Genomic DNA, 15,969 nt, shown 5'->3' with positions numbered 1-15,969 from the left:
CGGGGGTATTGTTAGTTATTTTCTATTGAAGCTTACAATTTAATGAATTTGTAGGTGTCATGTTGATGGTCAATACTCCCTCCAAGCCGATTAGCCGGCAGTTCCAAGTCCGACCTGAGGAAAATTGAGCATGAGCCAGAATAAAATCCTTACCACCGCCAGCGGCGCTCCCGTTGCGGATAACCAGAATTCCCGTTCAGCCGGCCCGCGCGGCCCGCTGCTTCTTGACGATTTTCACCTGATCGAGAAACTTGCCCATTTCAACCGTGAAAACATCCCTGAGCGTCGCGTACACGCCAAGGGGTCGGGTGCCTACGGGACCTTCACGGTCACCCGGGACATCACCCAGTACACCAGCGCCAAATTGTTCGAATCCGTTGGTAAGCAAACTCCAACGTTCCTGCGTTTCTCCACTGTGGGGGGGGAGCGTGGGTCGGCGGACACAGAGCGCGACCCTCGTGGTTTCGCCTTGAAGTTCTACACCGAAGAAGGTAATTGGGACATCGTGGGTAACAACACACCGGTGTTCTTCATACGCGATCCGCTGAAATTCCCAGATTTCATCCACACTCAGAAGCGGTTGCCGCAAAGCAACCTGAAAAGCGCGCAAATGATGTGGGACTTCTGGTCGCACTCTCCAGAGGCGCTGCACCAGGTCACCATTCTGTTTTCGGACCGTGGTATTCCCGATGGCTACCGTCATATGCACGGCTTTGGCAGCCACACCTACAGCTTGATTAACGCCAGCGGCGAGCGGCACTGGGTGAAGTGGCACTACAAAACCAAGCAAGGCATCAAGAACCTGGCACCGGCTGACGCGGCCCGTCTGGCCGGTACTGATCCTGATTACGCCCAGCGGGATCTGTTTGGTGCGATCGAGCGCGGTGACTTCCCGAAATGGCGGGTCTGTATCCAGATCATGACCGAGGCCCAGGCGAACGCCCATTACGAGAATCCGTTTGATGTGACCAAAACCTGGTCGCAGAAAGAATTCCCGTTGATTGAAGTGGGTGAGCTGGAACTTAACCGCAACCCGCAGAACTACTTCGCTGAAGTAGAGCAGGCTGCATTTGGCCCAAGCAACATGGTTCCAGGCGTTGGCCTGTCGCCAGACCGTATGCTCCAAGGTCGGGTTTTCGCTTACGCAGATGCTCACCGCTACCGTGTGGGTACCAACCACCAGCAATTGCCGGTGAATGCTCCGCGCAGCCCGGTCAACAGCTACCAGCGTGATGGCTCAATGGCATTTGGCAGCAATGGTGGTGCGACTCCGAACTACGAACCGAACAGCTACGCCGAAGCACCCAAGCAAGCGCCTCAGTACGCCGAGCCAGCGTTGGCTTTGAGCGGTGCAGCTGATCGTTACGATCATCGCGAAGACACCGATTACTACAGCCACGCAGGTGCGCTGTTCCGCCTGATGAATGATGAGCAGAAAGCACTGCTCACCAATAACATCGCCGGCGCAATGAGCGGTGTCTCCAGTGATGTGGTCCAGCGTCAGCTGCAGCACTTCTATAAGGCAGATCCTGCTTATGGAGAAGCAATCGCAAAGGCACTGGGTGTATCGCTTAACTGACTCTAAACGATAAGCAGAACCGCCCTCATTTGGGCGGTTTTTGCGTTATTTCAGCTACTTTTCTGCGGAAATCTTCACTTTTCTGCCGTTAGTCCCGTGACCTCCGAGTCAGCATGGTTCAAACTACAGACTTTCAAGCAGGGAGATGTAGGGCGATGCAAGGTCACCCCGACGTAATCGATTACCTCAACACGTTGCTGACGGGCGAACTGGCAGCTCGTGATCAATATTTCATCCACTCGCGCATGTACGAAGACTGGGGTTTTACCGAACTCTACGAGCGTATCAACCACGAAATGGAAGAAGAGGCACAGCACGCCGATGCACTGATGCGTCGTATCCTGATGCTCGAAGGTACGCCACGTATGCGTCCCGACGATCTGGATGTGGGTACCAGCGTACCTGACATGCTTGCAGCCGATCTTCGTCTTGAATACAAGGTGCGTGCCGCTCTCTGCAAGGGCATCGAGCTCTGCGAGCAGCACAGCGACTTCGTCACGCGGGAAATCCTGCGCGTGCAGTTGAACGATACCGAAGAAGATCACACCTACTGGCTGGAAAAGCAGTTGGGCTTGATCAAGCTGATTGGCCTGGAAAACTACCTGCAATCGCAGTTCTGATTTCCTACAAAAAAGCCCCTGTCACTTCAGCAGTGACAGGGGCTTTTTATTGGGCCTGATAAATCAGGCCCGGTCGCGCGCCAGCAATGGCTTCAAGTAGTAACCCGTATGCGATTGTGGCATCTCGGAGACCTGCTCCGGCGTACCCACCGCGATGATCTGGCCGCCCTTGGATCCGCCTTCCGGCCCTAGATCCACCAGCCAGTCGGCCGTCTTGATCACATCCAGGTTGTGCTCGATCACCACCACGGTGTTGCCGTGATCACGCAAGCGGTGCAACACATCCAGCAATTGCTGAATATCCGCAAAGTGCAGGCCAGTTGTCGGCTCATCCAGGATATACAAGGTCTTGCCCGTATCGCGTTTGGACAGCTCGCGAGACAGCTTCACCCGCTGCGCTTCACCACCGGACAACGTCGTCGCCGACTGCCCCAACTTGATATACGACAGGCCCACATCCATCAGCGTTTGCAGCTTGCGCGCCAACGCCGGAACGGCATCGAAGAACACACGGGCTTCCTCGATGGTCATCTCCAGGGTTTCGTGGATGCTCTTGCCTTTGTACTTGATCTCCAGGGTTTCGCGGTTATAACGCTTGCTCTTGCACACATCGCACGGCACGTAGATGTCCGGGAGGAAGTGCATCTCCACCTTGATCAGGCCATCGCCCTGGCACGCTTCACAGCGACCACCCTTGACGTTGAACGAGAAGCGGCCTGGCCCGTAGCCCCGTGAACGGGATTCCGGCACGCCAGCAAACAGCTCACGAATAGGCGTGAACAACCCGGTGTAGGTCGCGGGGTTGGAGCGCGGTGTGCGGCCAATCGGGCTTTGGTCGATATCGACCACCTTGTCCAGGTGTTCCAGACCCTTGATGCTGTCGTGCGCGGCGGCTTCCAGGGTGGTAGCGCCGTTCAAGGCGGTGGCACTCAAGGGGAACAGCGTGTTGTTGATCAGCGTCGACTTACCTGAGCCGGAAACGCCGGTCACGCAGGTCAGCAGGCCCAGTGGTATTTCCAGGTCAACATTGCGCAAGTTGTTGCCGCGCGCGCCCTTGAGGTGCAACGCCATCTTCTTGTTGCGCGGTGTACGCTTGGCTGGCACTGCGATCTTCACGCGGCCGGACAGGTACTTGCCGGTCAACGAGTCGGGATGTGCCATTACCTCGGCAGGCGTGCCCTCGGCGACAATATGTCCTCCATGTACGCCGGCGCCTGGGCCAATATCGACCACGTAGTCCGCCAGGCGAATCGCATCTTCATCGTGCTCGACCACGATCACCGTATTGCCGATATCCCGCAGGTGTTTCAGCGTGCCCAGCAGGCGATCGTTGTCCCGCTGGTGCAAACCAATCGAAGGCTCATCGAGGATGTACAACACCCCCACCAGGCCGGCACCAATCTGGCTGGCCAGGCGAATTCGCTGCGCTTCACCGCCGGACAACGTATCTGCGCTGCGATCCAGCGACAGATAGTCCAGGCCAACGTTAACCAGGAACTGCAGGCGCTCGCGGATCTCCTTGAGGATCTTGTCGGCAATTTCCCCACGGCGCCCGGTGAGCTTTAGCACACCAAAGTATTCACAGGCATCGCCGATCGGCAGGTTGGTCACCGCCGGCAGCGTCTTCTCACCCACCCATACATGCCGCGCCTCACGACGCAGGCGAGTGCCCCGGCAATCCGGGCAAGGTTGGGTGCTGAGGAATTTCGCCAGCTCTTCGCGCACACTCGCCGATTCAGTCTCGCGGTAGCGGCGTTCCAGGTTGGGGACAATGCCTTCGAACGGGTGGGAGCGCTTGACGATGTCGCCACGGTCGTTCAGGTACTTGAAGTCGACGTTCTGCGAGCCGCTGCCATTGAGGATGACTTTCTGCTGGTCTGCCGGCAGTTGGTTGAAAGGTACTTCAAGGCTGAACTTGTAATGGGACGCCAACGACCCGAGCATCTGGAAGTAGTAGACGTTACGCCTGTCCCAGCCGCGTATCGCGCCCTCCGCCAATGTCAGGTCGCCGTTGACCAGGCGCTTGATGTCGAAGAATTGCTTCACGCCCAGGCCATCGCAGGTCGGGCAGGCCCCGGCCGGGTTGTTGAAGGAGAACAGCTTGGGCTCCAGCTCGCTGATGGCGTGGCCACAGATCGGGCAGGCAAAGCGCGCGGAGAAGATGATCTCTTCACCCGGCTCATCATCCATCGGTGCCACCAGGGCAATGCCATCCGCCAGCTTCAACGCGGTCTCGAACGATTCGGCCAGACGCTGCTGCAGGTCGGCCCGCACCTTGAAGCGATCGACCACGACATCAATCGAGTGCTTCTTCTGCTTGTCGAGTTTCGGCGCTTCGTCCAGCTCATAGAGCTTGCCGTTGATACGCGCACGTACGAAACCTTGAGCACGCAGCTCTTCGAATACAGAGAGGTGTTCGCCCTTGCGCTCGCGAATCACCGGCGCCAGCAGCATCAGCTTGGCACCTTCCGGTTGGGCCAGTACCAGGTCGACCATCTGGCTGACGGTCTGGGCTTCCAGCGGAATGTCGTGGTCCGGGCAACGGGGGATACCCACCCGCGCGTACAGCAGGCGCAGGTAGTCGTAGATTTCGGTGATGGTGCCCACGGTGGAACGCGGATTGTGGGAGGTCGACTTCTGCTCAATGGAAATCGCCGGCGACAGGCCTTCAATGGTGTCGACGTCCGGCTTTTCCATCATCGACAGGAACTGACGGGCATAGGCCGACAGCGATTCCACATAGCGCCGCTGACCTTCGGCATACAGCGTGTCGAACGCCAGGGACGATTTGCCGGAGCCGGACAAGCCGGTGATGACGATCAGTTTGTCCCGGGGCAGGGTCAGGTCGATGTTCTTCAGGTTGTGGGTTCTAGCCCCACGAATCAGGATCTTGTCCAAGATGGCCTCGCACGGCGGGCGTAAATAATGCAGGAGTATACGGCTAAAGACTGGATGAATATACACTGTCAAAGTGCCGGGTGCAGCCTTACATGAAAGCTGCGCGGCAAAGCGCCGCATATACCCTCTCAATCGATGGGACTGGTAGAATCGCCGCCGGTTCACACGAGGTTTTTCCATGCACGATCCCCACAGCGAACGCATGAGTAGCGGCGAGACCCGAGCAGCAAGCGGTCTGGCCCTGGTGTTCGCGTTCCGTATGCTTGGCATGTTCATGGTGTTGCCGGTACTGGCGACCTATGGAATGGATCTGGCAGGCGCGACCCCCGCACTGATCGGCCTGGCGATTGGCGCCTATGGCCTGACCCAGGCGATTTTTCAGATCCCGTTCGGAATCATTTCCGACCGGATTGGCCGGCGCCCGGTGATTTACCTCGGGCTGATTGTCTTCGCCCTCGGCAGCGTGCTCGCGGCACAATCCGATTCGATCTGGGGCGTGATCGCCGGACGCATACTGCAAGGTGCCGGGGCGATTTCCGCTGCCGTCATGGCGCTGCTGTCCGACCTGACCCGTGAGCAACACCGCACCAAGGCCATGGCCATGATCGGCATGACCATCGGTCTGTCGTTCGCCGTGGCCATGGTCGTGGGCCCATTGCTGACGCGTGCCTTTGGCTTGCACGGCCTGTTCCTTGCCACCGGCGGCATGGCGTTGTTCGGGATCGTGATCGTGGCCTTCATGGTGCCGCGCTCCACTGGCACGTTGCAGCACCGTGAGTCGGGCGTCGCACGCAAGGCCCTGTTGCCGACGCTCAAGCACCCGGATCTGTTGCGCCTGGATTTAGGTATCTTCGTCTTACACGCAATGCTGATGTGCAGCTTCGTCGCCTTGCCCCTGGCGCTGGTGGAAAAAGCCGGGCTGCCCAAGGAACAGCACTGGTGGGTCTACCTCACCGCACTGCTGATTTCGTTCTTCGCCATGATCCCGTTCATCATCTATGGCGAGAAGAAACGCAAAATGAAACGAGTTTTGCTCGGTGCCGTCGCGACATTAATGCTCACTGAACTATTCTTCTGGCAGTTCGGCGACAGCCTACGGGCGCTGGTTATTGGCACGGTGGTGTTCTTCACCGCGTTCAACCTGCTGGAGGCTTCATTGCCTTCGCTGATCAGTAAAGTTTCACCGGCCGGCGGCAAAGGCACGGCGATGGGGGTGTATTCCACCAGCCAGTTCCTTGGCTCGGCGCTGGGCGGCATCATGGGCGGCTGGATGTTCCAGCATGGCGGTTTGTCGGTTGTGTTCCTCGGATGCGCCGGGCTGGCTGCACTTTGGTTGGCCTTTGCTGTTACCATGCGCGAACCTCCCTACGTCACAAGCCTGCGTTTGCCGCTATCGCCTGAGGCGATCCGTGAAAGCGGTCTGGTAGAGCGCCTGAAGGCAGTCGTAGGGGTAACAGATGCAGTCGTGGTCGCTGAAGAGGCGGCCATTTACATCAAATTGGACACCGAATTATTGGATCGCGCGACGCTCGAGCAACTGGTCAACCCAGTGCCGACAGCGCGCCCAGCATAGGAGAACGTTATGGCCCGTGGGGTTAACAAAGTCATATTGGTCGGTACATGCGGCCAGGATCCCGAAGTTCGCTACTTGCCTAACGGTAACGCCGTGACCAACCTGAGTCTGGCGACCAGCGAACAATGGACCGACAAGCAGACCGGCCAGAAGGTCGAGAAAACCGAATGGCACCGTGTGTCGATGTTCGGCAAGGTCGCAGAGATCGCCGGTGAATACCTGCGCAAAGGTTCGCAGGTCTACATCGAAGGCAAGCTGCAAACCCGCGAGTGGGAAAAAGACGGCATCAAGCGTTACACCACTGAAATCGTGGTCGACATGCAAGGCACCATGCAACTGCTGGGCGGCCGTCCACAGGGCGACCAACAAGGCCAGGGCGGTATGTCCAACTCGGCACCGCGTCCACAGCAGACGCGTCCGCAGCCAAGCCAGCAGCCACAGCGTGAGTCGCGTCCAGCACCGCAACAGGCCGCTCCGCAACCGGCTCCGGATTTCGACAGCTTTGATGACGATATTCCGTTCTAGGATATCGCTCGGCGCAATCCGTATAGCTTTCCCAAAAAGCCCCGTGAGCCCTGCTCTCGGGGCTTTTTTGTAATTTCGTGATGCATGAAGCTGCACCCGCAACGGATTAAATGACGGGATGGAACGATCGCCGGCCCTGGCATTTGTCTCCGGGGGCCACTCGATTTAGGCTGTAACCCACTTCCACAGAACAAGGAGAGCCGCGATGACCTGGTCTGCCAAGCAATACACGATGTTTGAACAACAACGCACTCGTCCGGTCCGTGACCTGGTCGCGGCCATTCCGAATACCGTGGTGCACACAGCGGTGGACCTGGGTTGCGGCCCCGGCAACTCCACCCAGGTATTGGCCGAGCGTTTCCCGCAGGCGCAGGTGACGGGCCTGGACAGTTCCGACGACATGCTGGTCGACGCCCGCAAGCGCCTGCCCGCGCTGAACTTTGAGCTGGCGGACATCGGTGCCTGGAGTCCGTCGCAGACATTCGACGTGATCCTCGCCAACGCCTCGCTGCAATGGCTGCCAAACCACGCCACGCTCTATCCGCATCTGGTCGACCAGTTGGCGCCTGGCGGCACGCTCGCCGTACAAACCCCAGACAACCTCAATGAACCCGCCCACCGGCTGGCACGCGAAGTGGCGGCAGATGGCCCATGGGCGGCAAAGATCGGCGCGTTCCAACACAATGAGCGCCACTCGGTGAGCTACTACTACGAGTTGCTGAGCCAACACTGCAGTACCGTGGATGTGTGGCACACCACGTACCAGCACCCGCTGGCGGATCATGCCGCTGTGGTGGAGTGGTTCAAGGGCTCGGGCTTGCGACCCTTTCTCGCGCCACTGACCGATAGCGAAAAAGCCGCTTTCCTACAGGAATACCAGGCGCGGATTACACAGGCTTATCCAGCACTAGGCGATGGCACCGTATTACTGCCCTTCCCGCGCCTGTTTATCATCGCGACCCGCTGACGGCACAGAAGCAAGCAGCGCTTACGCCGCTGCTGCCTGCGCCTTCAAATACTCATCCGCTGACACTACGCCCGCGTAGCCAAATGCCAACGACGCCATATACGCGCCATGCACCTGCGCCGCCGGAATCACCTGCCCATTGAACTCCAGATCGCGGGTGGCACATGCGTCATGAATCACCGTGACCTTGTAGCCCAGGTCCGCTGCGGCCCGCACCACCGCATCGATGCACATATGGCTCATGCTGCCGACCACCACCAGTTCGGTGATGCTGCGCTGTTCCAGAAGGGCGCGTAGAGGGGTTTCGCGGAACGCATTCACGAAATGTTTAAGCACCACCGGCTCGCTGCCCTCGTTCAGCACCTTGGGGTGCAAATAGGCACCCTCAGAGTTCGGCGTGAAAAACGGTGCATCCTCGGACGTGAACTCATGGCGCACATGAATCACTGCATCCCCGTTCTGGCGAAACGCCTGGAGCACCTGCGCAGCCTTGTCCGCGGCGGCGTCCACGCCATCGAGCGGCCACTTGCCTTGAGGGAAGTAGTCGTTCTGGATATCGATTAGGATGAGCGCTTGCTTGGTCATGGGTATTGCCTCGTGATGGGTTGATGGGGCCAGTATGTTAGCTGGCGCCGGAGCGGGGGATTGGCTGCACCGACAATAACAGGGGGAAAACTGACAATGGCGGTTGTTGAGCTGGGCGTGTTGATCTACCAGGGGGCGCAGTTGGCAGCGGTGCATGGGCTGACCGATCTGTTCGGTGTCGCCAACCGGATCGCCGCCGAGCATCAATCCGCACAGCTGCCGTTGCTGCGGGTGAGCCACTGGCAGGTAGATGGCCATGGCACACCCACGCGGGTATTCGACAGCTACCCAGGGCCTGAGCAACCGATGATGGCGGTGCTGGTGCCGCCTTCAATCGGCGAGTTCACCGAAGACCAGGCGCCGCCCGCACTGCTCGAGTGGATTCGCCAGCAACACGCTGCAGGCACCGTGCTCGGTGGCGTGTGCATCGGTTCGATCCTGCTGGCGCGCAGCGGTCTGTTGGACGGGCGCAGCGCCACCACCCATTGGTCCTCAGCCAAATCCTTCGCGACCCGTTATCCGGCTGTACGCCTTGAGGCGGATAAACCGATCGTCGATGACGGCGACCTGATCACCACCGCCGGGCTGATGGCCTGGTCCGAGCTGGGCCTGCGCCTGGTCGACCGCCTGATGGGCCCCAGCGTCGCTGCCGATACCGCGCGTTTCCTGGTGATCGAGCACAGCGACAGTGCCAGCCAGTGCGGCAGCAACTTTGCGCCGATCCTCAGCCATGGCGATGCGGCCATCCTCAAGGTCCAGCATTGGTTGCAAGCCAGTGGCGCGGTGGATGTGTCCGTGGCCGCCATGGCGCAAGAGGCGGGGTTGGAAGAGCGCACCTTCCTACGGCGTTTTCGCAGTGCCACGGGATTGAAGCCCACCGAATACTGCCAGCATTTACGTGTCGGCAAGGCGCGGCAAATGCTGGAGTTCACCACCGCCACCATCGACCACATCGCCTGGACCGTGGGGTATCAGGACCCTGGTGCGTTTCGCGCCACCTTCAAGAAGATCACCGGTTTGGCACCCAGTGATTACCGCAGCCGTTTTGGCGTGTGAATCGTGCAGAACGCCCCACGGTCAAGGGGGTGTCGTGCAGAATAATACAGGCCAACTGCTATCGCTTTTTGCGCAAGCGATTGATTTCAAAGGCATCACTTTTGAACCTGCCTTGGCCTGATCCCTGCAACCTTCCACCCACACACATGGCGGGATGGCCAAGGGGGATGCATGACCCCGACTCAACGCAAGAAATGGGTAGTCGCTCACTCCACGCGAGAGGGCGCTCCCCGGCATGAAGTCGAAACCAACCGAGCCCTTGCGCGCTGGCTGGCGCAAATCCTTGGGCTCAAGTACGGCGGTGATTACGATCCACGCAAACACGCCGGCCGTGAACGCTACCTGCTTCCCACGCAAACGCTGATTGGCCCTGCACAGGCGCGGGCCCTTGATATCAAGGGCCCCGAAGACCTGTGGGGCGGTTATGTGGAGCATGATTTCATCGGCACCAAAGCCATCAGTCACGGCCTGCTGGGCCCGGACGCTGCAGCCCCCGAAGGCTGGTCGCCCTTGTTCTGCGAGCGCGTGCGCGACGTTGTGCTGGACGGCCTGAGCGTATTTGCGCTCAACGATGCACAGGAAGCCGCCAAACGCTTGCTCTACAGCGGGCCGATCCGCCTGAAACCGGTGCATGCCTGCGCCGGGCGCGGCCAGGAAGTTATCCACAGCCTGGATGAGTTCGAGGCCGTGCTGGCGCGCCCCGAAGCGGCCCGGATGTTCAGCGAAGGCGTCGTGCTGGAACAAGACCTGCACGATGTGGTCACCCATAGTGTGGGCCAGAGTTTTATCGGCGATCACGTCATCAGCTACTGCGGCGAGCAATACCTGACCCAGGACGGACAGGGCGAGGAGGTCTACGGTGGCTCCAACCTGCTGGTGGTGCCTGGCGGTTATGACGATTTGCTCAAGCTCGAGCTGCCCGGCGACGTGCGCCAAGCCATCGAGCAAGCCCAGGTCTTCGACGCGGCCGCCGATGAGGCTTACCCGGGTTTCTACGCGTCCCGGCGCAACTACGATATCGCCCAGGGCCTGGACAGCGACGGCCAGCGGCGCAGTGGTGTGCTTGAACAATCCTGGCGCATGGGGGGCGCCAGCAGCGCGGAAGTCGCGGCGCTGCAGAGCTTTATCAACCACCCGGGCCTCAAGGCCATTCAGGTGTCTTCGGTAGAAACCTACGTGGACCAGGCGCTGCCCGCGGATGCTATCGAGGTGTACCGAGGCCCGGCGGAACACAGCGACTTTCTTCTCAAGTACGTGACGGTTAAATCTTATGACGGCTAGAAGCGAAAGCATTGCGATCGACATCGACGACGAACAGATGAGCGGCACGTTCCTCAGCCCCAAATCGAAGGTGCCGGGGGTGTTATTCGTGCACGGCTGGGGCGGTAGCCAGGAGCGGGACCTGGAGCGCGCCAAAGGTATCGCCGGGCTGGGATGCGTGTGCCTGACGTTCGATCTGCGTGGCCACGCGGGCACAGGTATCCCGTTGTCCCGCGTCACCCGTGAAGACAACCTGCGCGATCTTCTGGCGGCCTACGACCGACTGCTCTCGCACCCGGCCATCGACACCTCGGCGGTGGCGGTGGTGGGCACCAGCTATGGCGGCTACCTGGCGGCGATTCTCACCTCATTGCGCCCGGTGCGCTGGCTGGCGCTGCGCGTGCCTGCGTTGTACCGCGACCAGGAATGGCTCAAGCCCAAGCGTGACCTCGATAAGGCCGACCTGATGGATTACCGCAGCACGCTGGTGCACGCCGAAACCAACCGCGCACTGCAGGCCTGCGCGCAATTTACCGGTGATGTGCTGATTGTCGAATCGGAAACCGATGACCATGTGCCCCACGCCACCATCATGAGCTACCGCGCGGCGTGCCAGCACACGCACTCCCTGACGCACCGCATCATCGATGGTGCCGACCACTCCCTGAGCGATCCAGTGTCACAACAGGCCTACACCTCGATCCTGGTGGACTGGATCACCGAGATGGTAGTGGGGGAACGGTTGAGCATCATCCAGTCCCAGTAACGCGATCATGCTGGTGTTTTCTTCACCCGTAGTGCCTTGGCTTTGGCCTCGACACCGAGGTACATCACCAGGGCGATCAGTAGCGGCAGGATAAAGTAAATGGCCCGATAGGCGATCAGCCCGGCCAGCAAACTGCCGCGCGACGCTTCATGTTGCAGCAGTGCGATAAACACCGCTTCCAGCACCCCGAGCCCGGCGGGGATATGGGTGATGACACCGGCGATCGCGCTGATCAGCAGCACGCCCAACACCAGCGGGTAGTCCAGCTTGGCGGGCAACAAGGTGAAAATCACCGCGGCCATCAGCGACCAGTTCAACGCGCCCAATGCCAACTGCAGGCACGCCATGCGCAGCGACGGCAGGTTGATCTCGATGCCGCGAATCGACCATGCACGCTTTGTCGAGAATTGGCACGCCGCCAGATAGCCCAGGCTGGCCAGCACCAACAGCACACCCACGCCCTGCAGGGCGCCGCTGCTGAGCTTCCAGCCCGGCGGCATGGTCACCAGGCCGCTGCTGAACACCACCCCGGCCAATGCCATATAGCCGAACCAATTGGTGGCCAGGCTCAGCCCGAGAATCTTGGCGATATTGCCGGTGCTCACCCCCAGCCGCGAATACAGCCGATAGCGCATGGCGATTCCGCCGACCCAGGCACTCAGGTTCAGATTGAACGCATAGCTGATGATGCCGACCGGCAGGATCTGCTTCCAGCGCAGCGGTTGGCGAATGTAGGTGCGGCCGATCAAGTCGAAGCAGGCGTAGACGATAAAGCTGCTCAACGTCAGCGTGCCCGCGATCAGCAGGGTGCGCAGCTTGAAATCGCCCAGGGTCTGAAACACTTCGCTCCAGTCGATACGCCTTGCGAGCAGGGTGAACAGCACGATCAGCAACAGGAAGAACGCCACGGTCAGCGGTTTCTTCCAGCGCTTGAAGCGTGAATCGCTGGCTTCAGATGTCATGGGTGCGAGCCTCGAAGGGTTTCAACCGTGGCTTGTGCGCCGGCAACCAGCCGGTCAGCGCGGGGAAGTGGCGCATCACATGGAACACCAGGAAACCGACGGTCAGTCGCCATAGCCACAGGCGCGGCTTGCGGTTTTCCGGCATGGTCTGGCAATGCTCCTTGGCGAGTACGTCCAGGCGTTCGTACAGTTGCTGATTGAACGCCCGGTCACGAATCAGCACGTTGGCCTCCAGGTTCAGCGACAGGCTCAACGGGTCGAGGTTGCTCGAACCCACGGTGCTCCACTCGTCATCCACCAGCGCGACCTTGCCGTGCAGCGGGCGCTGGCAATATTCATGAATCACCACGCCATCCTTGAGCAGGTAGTCGTAGAGCATGCGCGCGGCCAGCTTGGCCAGCAGCACATCGGGCTGGCCCTGCATGATCAATTGCACCTTCACGCCACGGCGCGCCGCATTGCGGATCTCGCGCAGCAGGCGGTAACCGGGGAAGAAGTAGGCATTGGCAATCACCGCGCGTTCCCGGGCTTTGCTCAAGGCATGGATGTAGGCCTCTTCAATGTCGTCGCGGTGTTGCAGATTGTCGCGGTAAATCAGGCGCACCAGGCCGTCGCCTGTATCGGTCGGCCAAGGCGATGGCCGTTGCTGGCGCCGTCGCCAACCGCGCCGCGTGCGCACCTGGCGACCGCTTTGGGCGAGGGCGAAATGATGCAGGTCGGCCACCGCCGGGCCTATCACCTGCACCGCGTAATCCTGCTTGGCCTCGGGGCCGAAATCCCCCAGGTGATCGGCAGAAAAATTGATCCCGCCGATAAACGCCACGGTGGCATCCACCACCACGATCTTGCGGTGCAGGCGGCGAAACCAGTTGGTGCGAATACCCAGGGTCTTGGACGCCGGGTCAAACATCTGCACGGCCACCCCGGCCTGGGCCAATTCGCCGAGAAAAGCGCGGCTCAGTTCGCCGCAGCCAAAGCCATCCAGGCTGACCACCACCTTGACTCCACGCTGCGCTGCGTCGATCAAGATGCGTTGCAGCTCATGGCCGACCTTGTCTTCGAAGAGGATAAAGGTCTCCAGCAGGATCTCCCGCTGCGCCCCGCGCAAGGCGTCGAATACTTTGGGAAAGTACGCCTCGCCGTTCTCCAGCAACTCGAGCCGGTTGTCAGGCTGCCAGCCGTAATCGAGGTCGCGAGCCTTGGCTTCATCCGGCGGCTGGTCGGTAGAAATGTGCTCAACGGCAATGTTCATAGTTCAATCTCCACCGACAGGGGCACGTGGTCTGACAGATGGGACCAGGGGCGGGTGGTCAGCACCTTGGGGTGATGAATCTTTAGATTGCGCACATAGATGCGGTCCAGTGCCAGCAGCGGCAGGCGTGCCGGAAAGGTGCGTGCGGGTTTACCGTGGGCCTGCATGAAGACTTCCTGCAGGCCGCTTTGGCTGAGGTCGGCGCGTTGGCGCCAGTCATTGAAATCGCCGGCAACCACCAACGGCGCATCCGCCGGGATCTCGCTGATACGCTGCTCCAGCAAGCGCAATTGCTGCTGGCGATGCACCTCGCGCAAGCCCAGGTGGATGCAGATCGCATGCACTTCCTGTCCGGTGCCAGGCAAGCGCAGCACGCAATGCAACAGGCCACGGTTTTCATGGCCGCTTTGGGAGATGTCGAGGTTGTCGTAACTCACGATCTGGAATTTCGACAGCAACGCATTGCCGTGGTCGCCATGGGGGTAGACCGCGTTGCGCCCGTAGGCGAACTGCGGCCAGATGCTGTCGGCGAGGAACTCGTACTGCGGCATGTTCGGCCAGTCGCTGTAGCGCTGGGGATGGCGCTCGTGGGTGCCGTGGATTTCCTGCAGGAACACCATATCAGCGCCCACACTGCGTACCGCTTCACGCAGCTCGGGCAGGATGAAGCGTCGGTTCAAGGCGGTGAAGCCCTTGTGGATATTGACCGTCAGCACCGTGAAGCGAGTGATGGCGACGGTGGGCGTAATGGGGACCCATTCCGGATGCGTCATGGCAACACCCCCGGTTCAGGCAACTTGCCGGGCTCGGTGGAAAGCTGCCTGTCCAGCCCGAAACGCTGCAGCAAGTGGCGTGCATCGAAGGGCGCACGCACTTTGATGTCATTGTCGAAAAAGCAAAACACATCCCGCTGTTTGCGGGCGCGCGGTTTGTGCTGCGGGGCGGCCAGGTGCGCATCGGCCGGTTGCTTGCCGTGGGCCCAACGTTCGATGCGATCGCCCCAGCGCTTGAGGGCTTCATCGGTATAACCGCTGGCGTACAGCTGCTTGTCGCCGTGCAAACGCAAGTACATGAAGTTGGCGGTAACATCTTCGAGATACGGCCACTTGCCGGCGGTGTCTGCCACCACCAACGCCACGCCGTGCTTATCCAGCATCTGCACAAACTCCGGCACCGCAAAACTGTTATGACGAATCTCCACCGCGTGGCGCAGGGCGCGCTTGCCGTGGGCCTGCAGGCTGGCCTTGCCGTTCAGGCGCGGCTCATGCTGGTGGGCGAGGGTGGCGGCCTGCCGGGTGTCGGTGGGCAATTCGGCGAGGAAGGCTTCGAACAGCAGCGGATCGAATTTAAAGCTGGGCGGAAACTGCCACAGGATCGGGCCGAGTTTGTCTTTCAACTCCAGCACTCCGGAGGCGAAGAAGTTCGCCATCGGCTTGTGCACATCCTGCAGGCGCAGGATATGCGTGATGTAGCGCGGTGCCTTGACACTGAACATGAAGTCTTCAGGCGTCTGGGCATACCACTCGGCGTAACGCTTGGGAGTTTGCAGCGCGTAGAACGAACCGTTGATCTCGATGCTGTTGACGGCCCGTGACGCAAACTGCAGCTCGCGTTTCTGGGTCAGCCCCTCGGGGTAGAAATCCCCCCGCCAAGGCGTGTAGCGCCAGCCGGAAATGCCGATATGAATCGCCGCCATGGTTACTCCCGTCGATGTGGGTCGATTGACCTCCGTTTTGGGATGACCGTGCAATTTGCGCGAAAGTTTCCACCGTCCTACAGACGGTGCAGGTTCAAAACTGTGCCGAAGGCCACCACGCCTCACCCCGGCATGCAGGCCGCATTTGATAGTTGCCTAAGCGGCAAAGATGCTGAAACAGGGGAACGATCAGTGCTCAAATTCGTCAGTTCCTTACAGACCCTTCTGAA

General features: G+C 60.1%; 14 protein-coding genes. 8 read left to right on the top strand and 6 right to left on the bottom strand.

What is annotated here, in order from left to right:
* Window positions 1-130 precede the first annotated feature (130 nt).
* A complete protein-coding gene (locus tag BLW22_RS26430) occupies window positions 131-1,579 on the top strand; it encodes a catalase (protein ID WP_074847758.1) in 1,449 nt (482 codons plus the stop codon).
* Between the two features lie 155 nt (window positions 1,580-1,734).
* Window positions 1,735-2,199: a bacterioferritin gene (bfr, locus tag BLW22_RS26425; RefSeq protein WP_017525959.1), complete on the top strand. Its 465-nt coding sequence runs from the start codon at window positions 1,735-1,737 to the stop codon at window positions 2,197-2,199.
* Window positions 2,200-2,262: 63 nt separating this feature from the next.
* Here bfr and uvrA read toward each other — a convergent pair whose 3' ends face one another.
* Window positions 2,263-5,097, bottom strand: coding sequence for an excinuclease ABC subunit UvrA (gene uvrA, locus BLW22_RS26420; protein WP_065925355.1), 2,835 nt, complete (start codon window positions 5,095-5,097; stop codon window positions 2,263-2,265).
* Between the two features lie 178 nt (window positions 5,098-5,275).
* Between uvrA and BLW22_RS26415 the strand changes: the two genes are divergently transcribed.
* From BLW22_RS26415 to tam, 3 genes are all read left to right on the top strand, one after another.
* On the top strand, window positions 5,276-6,670 hold the full coding sequence (locus tag BLW22_RS26415) for an MFS transporter (protein WP_015886131.1): 1,395 nt from the start codon (window positions 5,276-5,278) through the stop codon (window positions 6,668-6,670).
* Window positions 6,671-6,679: 9 nt separating this feature from the next.
* Window positions 6,680-7,195, top strand: coding sequence for a single-stranded DNA-binding protein (locus BLW22_RS26410; protein ID WP_065925356.1), 516 nt, complete (start codon window positions 6,680-6,682; stop codon window positions 7,193-7,195).
* 205 nt (window positions 7,196-7,400) lie between these two features.
* Window positions 7,401-8,162 (top strand): trans-aconitate 2-methyltransferase, encoded by a 762-nt coding sequence (gene tam, locus BLW22_RS26405; protein WP_074847757.1) that lies wholly within the window; start codon window positions 7,401-7,403, stop codon window positions 8,160-8,162.
* A gap of 21 nt (window positions 8,163-8,183) precedes the next feature.
* On the opposite strand, the gene BLW22_RS26400 is transcribed toward tam, so the two are convergent.
* Window positions 8,184-8,747, bottom strand: coding sequence for a cysteine hydrolase family protein (locus BLW22_RS26400; RefSeq protein WP_074847756.1), 564 nt, complete (start codon window positions 8,745-8,747; stop codon window positions 8,184-8,186).
* Window positions 8,748-8,843: 96 nt separating this feature from the next.
* Here BLW22_RS26400 and BLW22_RS26395 point away from each other — a divergent pair, with 96 nt between their 5' ends.
* The 3 genes from BLW22_RS26395 to BLW22_RS26385 all read left to right on the top strand — a co-directional run bounded on the left by BLW22_RS26395 (window position 8,844) and on the right by BLW22_RS26385 (window position 11,829).
* A complete protein-coding gene (locus BLW22_RS26395) occupies window positions 8,844-9,803 on the top strand; it encodes a GlxA family transcriptional regulator (protein ID WP_065925359.1) in 960 nt (319 codons plus the stop codon).
* 171 nt (window positions 9,804-9,974) lie between these two features.
* Window positions 9,975-11,084 carry a DUF3182 family protein gene (locus BLW22_RS26390; protein ID WP_074847755.1) on the top strand — a complete coding sequence of 370 codons (1,110 nt, stop codon included), beginning with the start codon at window positions 9,975-9,977 and terminating at the stop codon, window positions 11,082-11,084.
* Window positions 11,074-11,829, top strand: a complete 756-nt coding sequence (locus BLW22_RS26385) for an alpha/beta hydrolase family protein (RefSeq protein ID WP_027605173.1) — start codon at window positions 11,074-11,076, stop codon at window positions 11,827-11,829. Before BLW22_RS26390 ends, BLW22_RS26385 begins: the two co-directional genes overlap by 11 nt.
* A 5-nt stretch (window positions 11,830-11,834) precedes the next feature.
* Here the strand turns inward: BLW22_RS26385 and BLW22_RS26380 are convergent, their stop codons facing one another.
* From BLW22_RS26380 to BLW22_RS26365, 4 genes are read right to left on the bottom strand one after another with little or no spacing between them, the layout of a single operon-like run.
* Window positions 11,835-12,791, bottom strand: a complete 957-nt coding sequence (locus tag BLW22_RS26380; RefSeq protein ID WP_074847754.1) for a lysylphosphatidylglycerol synthase domain-containing protein — start codon at window positions 12,789-12,791, stop codon at window positions 11,835-11,837.
* Complete coding sequence (gene clsB / locus BLW22_RS26375; protein ID WP_074847753.1) at window positions 12,781-14,043, bottom strand: cardiolipin synthase ClsB; 1,263 nt, start codon at window positions 14,041-14,043, stop codon at window positions 12,781-12,783. The genes BLW22_RS26380 and clsB overlap by 11 nt, the downstream gene beginning before the upstream one ends.
* Window positions 14,040-14,816, bottom strand: coding sequence for an endonuclease/exonuclease/phosphatase family protein (locus BLW22_RS26370; RefSeq protein ID WP_065925127.1), 777 nt, complete (start codon window positions 14,814-14,816; stop codon window positions 14,040-14,042). The genes clsB and BLW22_RS26370 overlap by 4 nt, the downstream gene beginning before the upstream one ends.
* A complete protein-coding gene (locus BLW22_RS26365) occupies window positions 14,813-15,739 on the bottom strand; it encodes a DUF72 domain-containing protein (protein ID WP_065925128.1) in 927 nt (308 codons plus the stop codon). The genes BLW22_RS26370 and BLW22_RS26365 overlap by 4 nt, the downstream gene beginning before the upstream one ends.
* Window positions 15,740-15,969 lie beyond the last annotated feature (230 nt).

The sequence above is a fragment of the Pseudomonas marginalis genome (assembly GCF_900105325.1).
In the GTDB taxonomy this organism is placed as follows: Bacteria; Pseudomonadota; Gammaproteobacteria; order Pseudomonadales; family Pseudomonadaceae; genus Aquipseudomonas; species Aquipseudomonas marginalis.
The sequence above is the reverse complement of the archived record's forward strand: the minus strand, read 5'-3'. Positions and strand labels throughout refer to the sequence as shown.

Excerpts from the sequence above, each read along its gene's own strand:
- BLW22_RS26430 (WP_074847758.1), top strand. The coding sequence starts at position 131 with ATGAGCCAGAATAAAATCCTTACCACCGCCAGCGGCGCTCCCGTTGCG.
- bfr (WP_017525959.1), top strand. The coding sequence starts at position 1,735 with ATGCAAGGTCACCCCGACGTAATCGATTACCTCAACACGTTGCTGACG.
- BLW22_RS26415 (WP_015886131.1), top strand. The coding sequence starts at position 5,276 with ATGCACGATCCCCACAGCGAACGCATGAGTAGCGGCGAGACCCGAGCA.
- BLW22_RS26410 (WP_065925356.1), top strand. The coding sequence starts at position 6,680 with ATGGCCCGTGGGGTTAACAAAGTCATATTGGTCGGTACATGCGGCCAG.
- tam (WP_074847757.1), top strand. The coding sequence starts at position 7,401 with ATGACCTGGTCTGCCAAGCAATACACGATGTTTGAACAACAACGCACT.
- BLW22_RS26400 (WP_074847756.1), bottom strand. The coding sequence starts at position 8,747 with ATGACCAAGCAAGCGCTCATCCTAATCGATATCCAGAACGACTACTTC.
- BLW22_RS26395 (WP_065925359.1), top strand. The coding sequence starts at position 8,844 with ATGGCGGTTGTTGAGCTGGGCGTGTTGATCTACCAGGGGGCGCAGTTG.
- BLW22_RS26390 (WP_074847755.1), top strand. The coding sequence starts at position 9,975 with ATGACCCCGACTCAACGCAAGAAATGGGTAGTCGCTCACTCCACGCGA.
- BLW22_RS26385 (WP_027605173.1), top strand. The coding sequence starts at position 11,074 with ATGACGGCTAGAAGCGAAAGCATTGCGATCGACATCGACGACGAACAG.
- BLW22_RS26380 (WP_074847754.1), bottom strand. The coding sequence starts at position 12,791 with ATGACATCTGAAGCCAGCGATTCACGCTTCAAGCGCTGGAAGAAACCG.
- clsB (WP_074847753.1), bottom strand. The coding sequence starts at position 14,043 with ATGAACATTGCCGTTGAGCACATTTCTACCGACCAGCCGCCGGATGAA.
- BLW22_RS26370 (WP_065925127.1), bottom strand. The coding sequence starts at position 14,816 with ATGACGCATCCGGAATGGGTCCCCATTACGCCCACCGTCGCCATCACT.
- BLW22_RS26365 (WP_065925128.1), bottom strand. The coding sequence starts at position 15,739 with ATGGCGGCGATTCATATCGGCATTTCCGGCTGGCGCTACACGCCTTGG.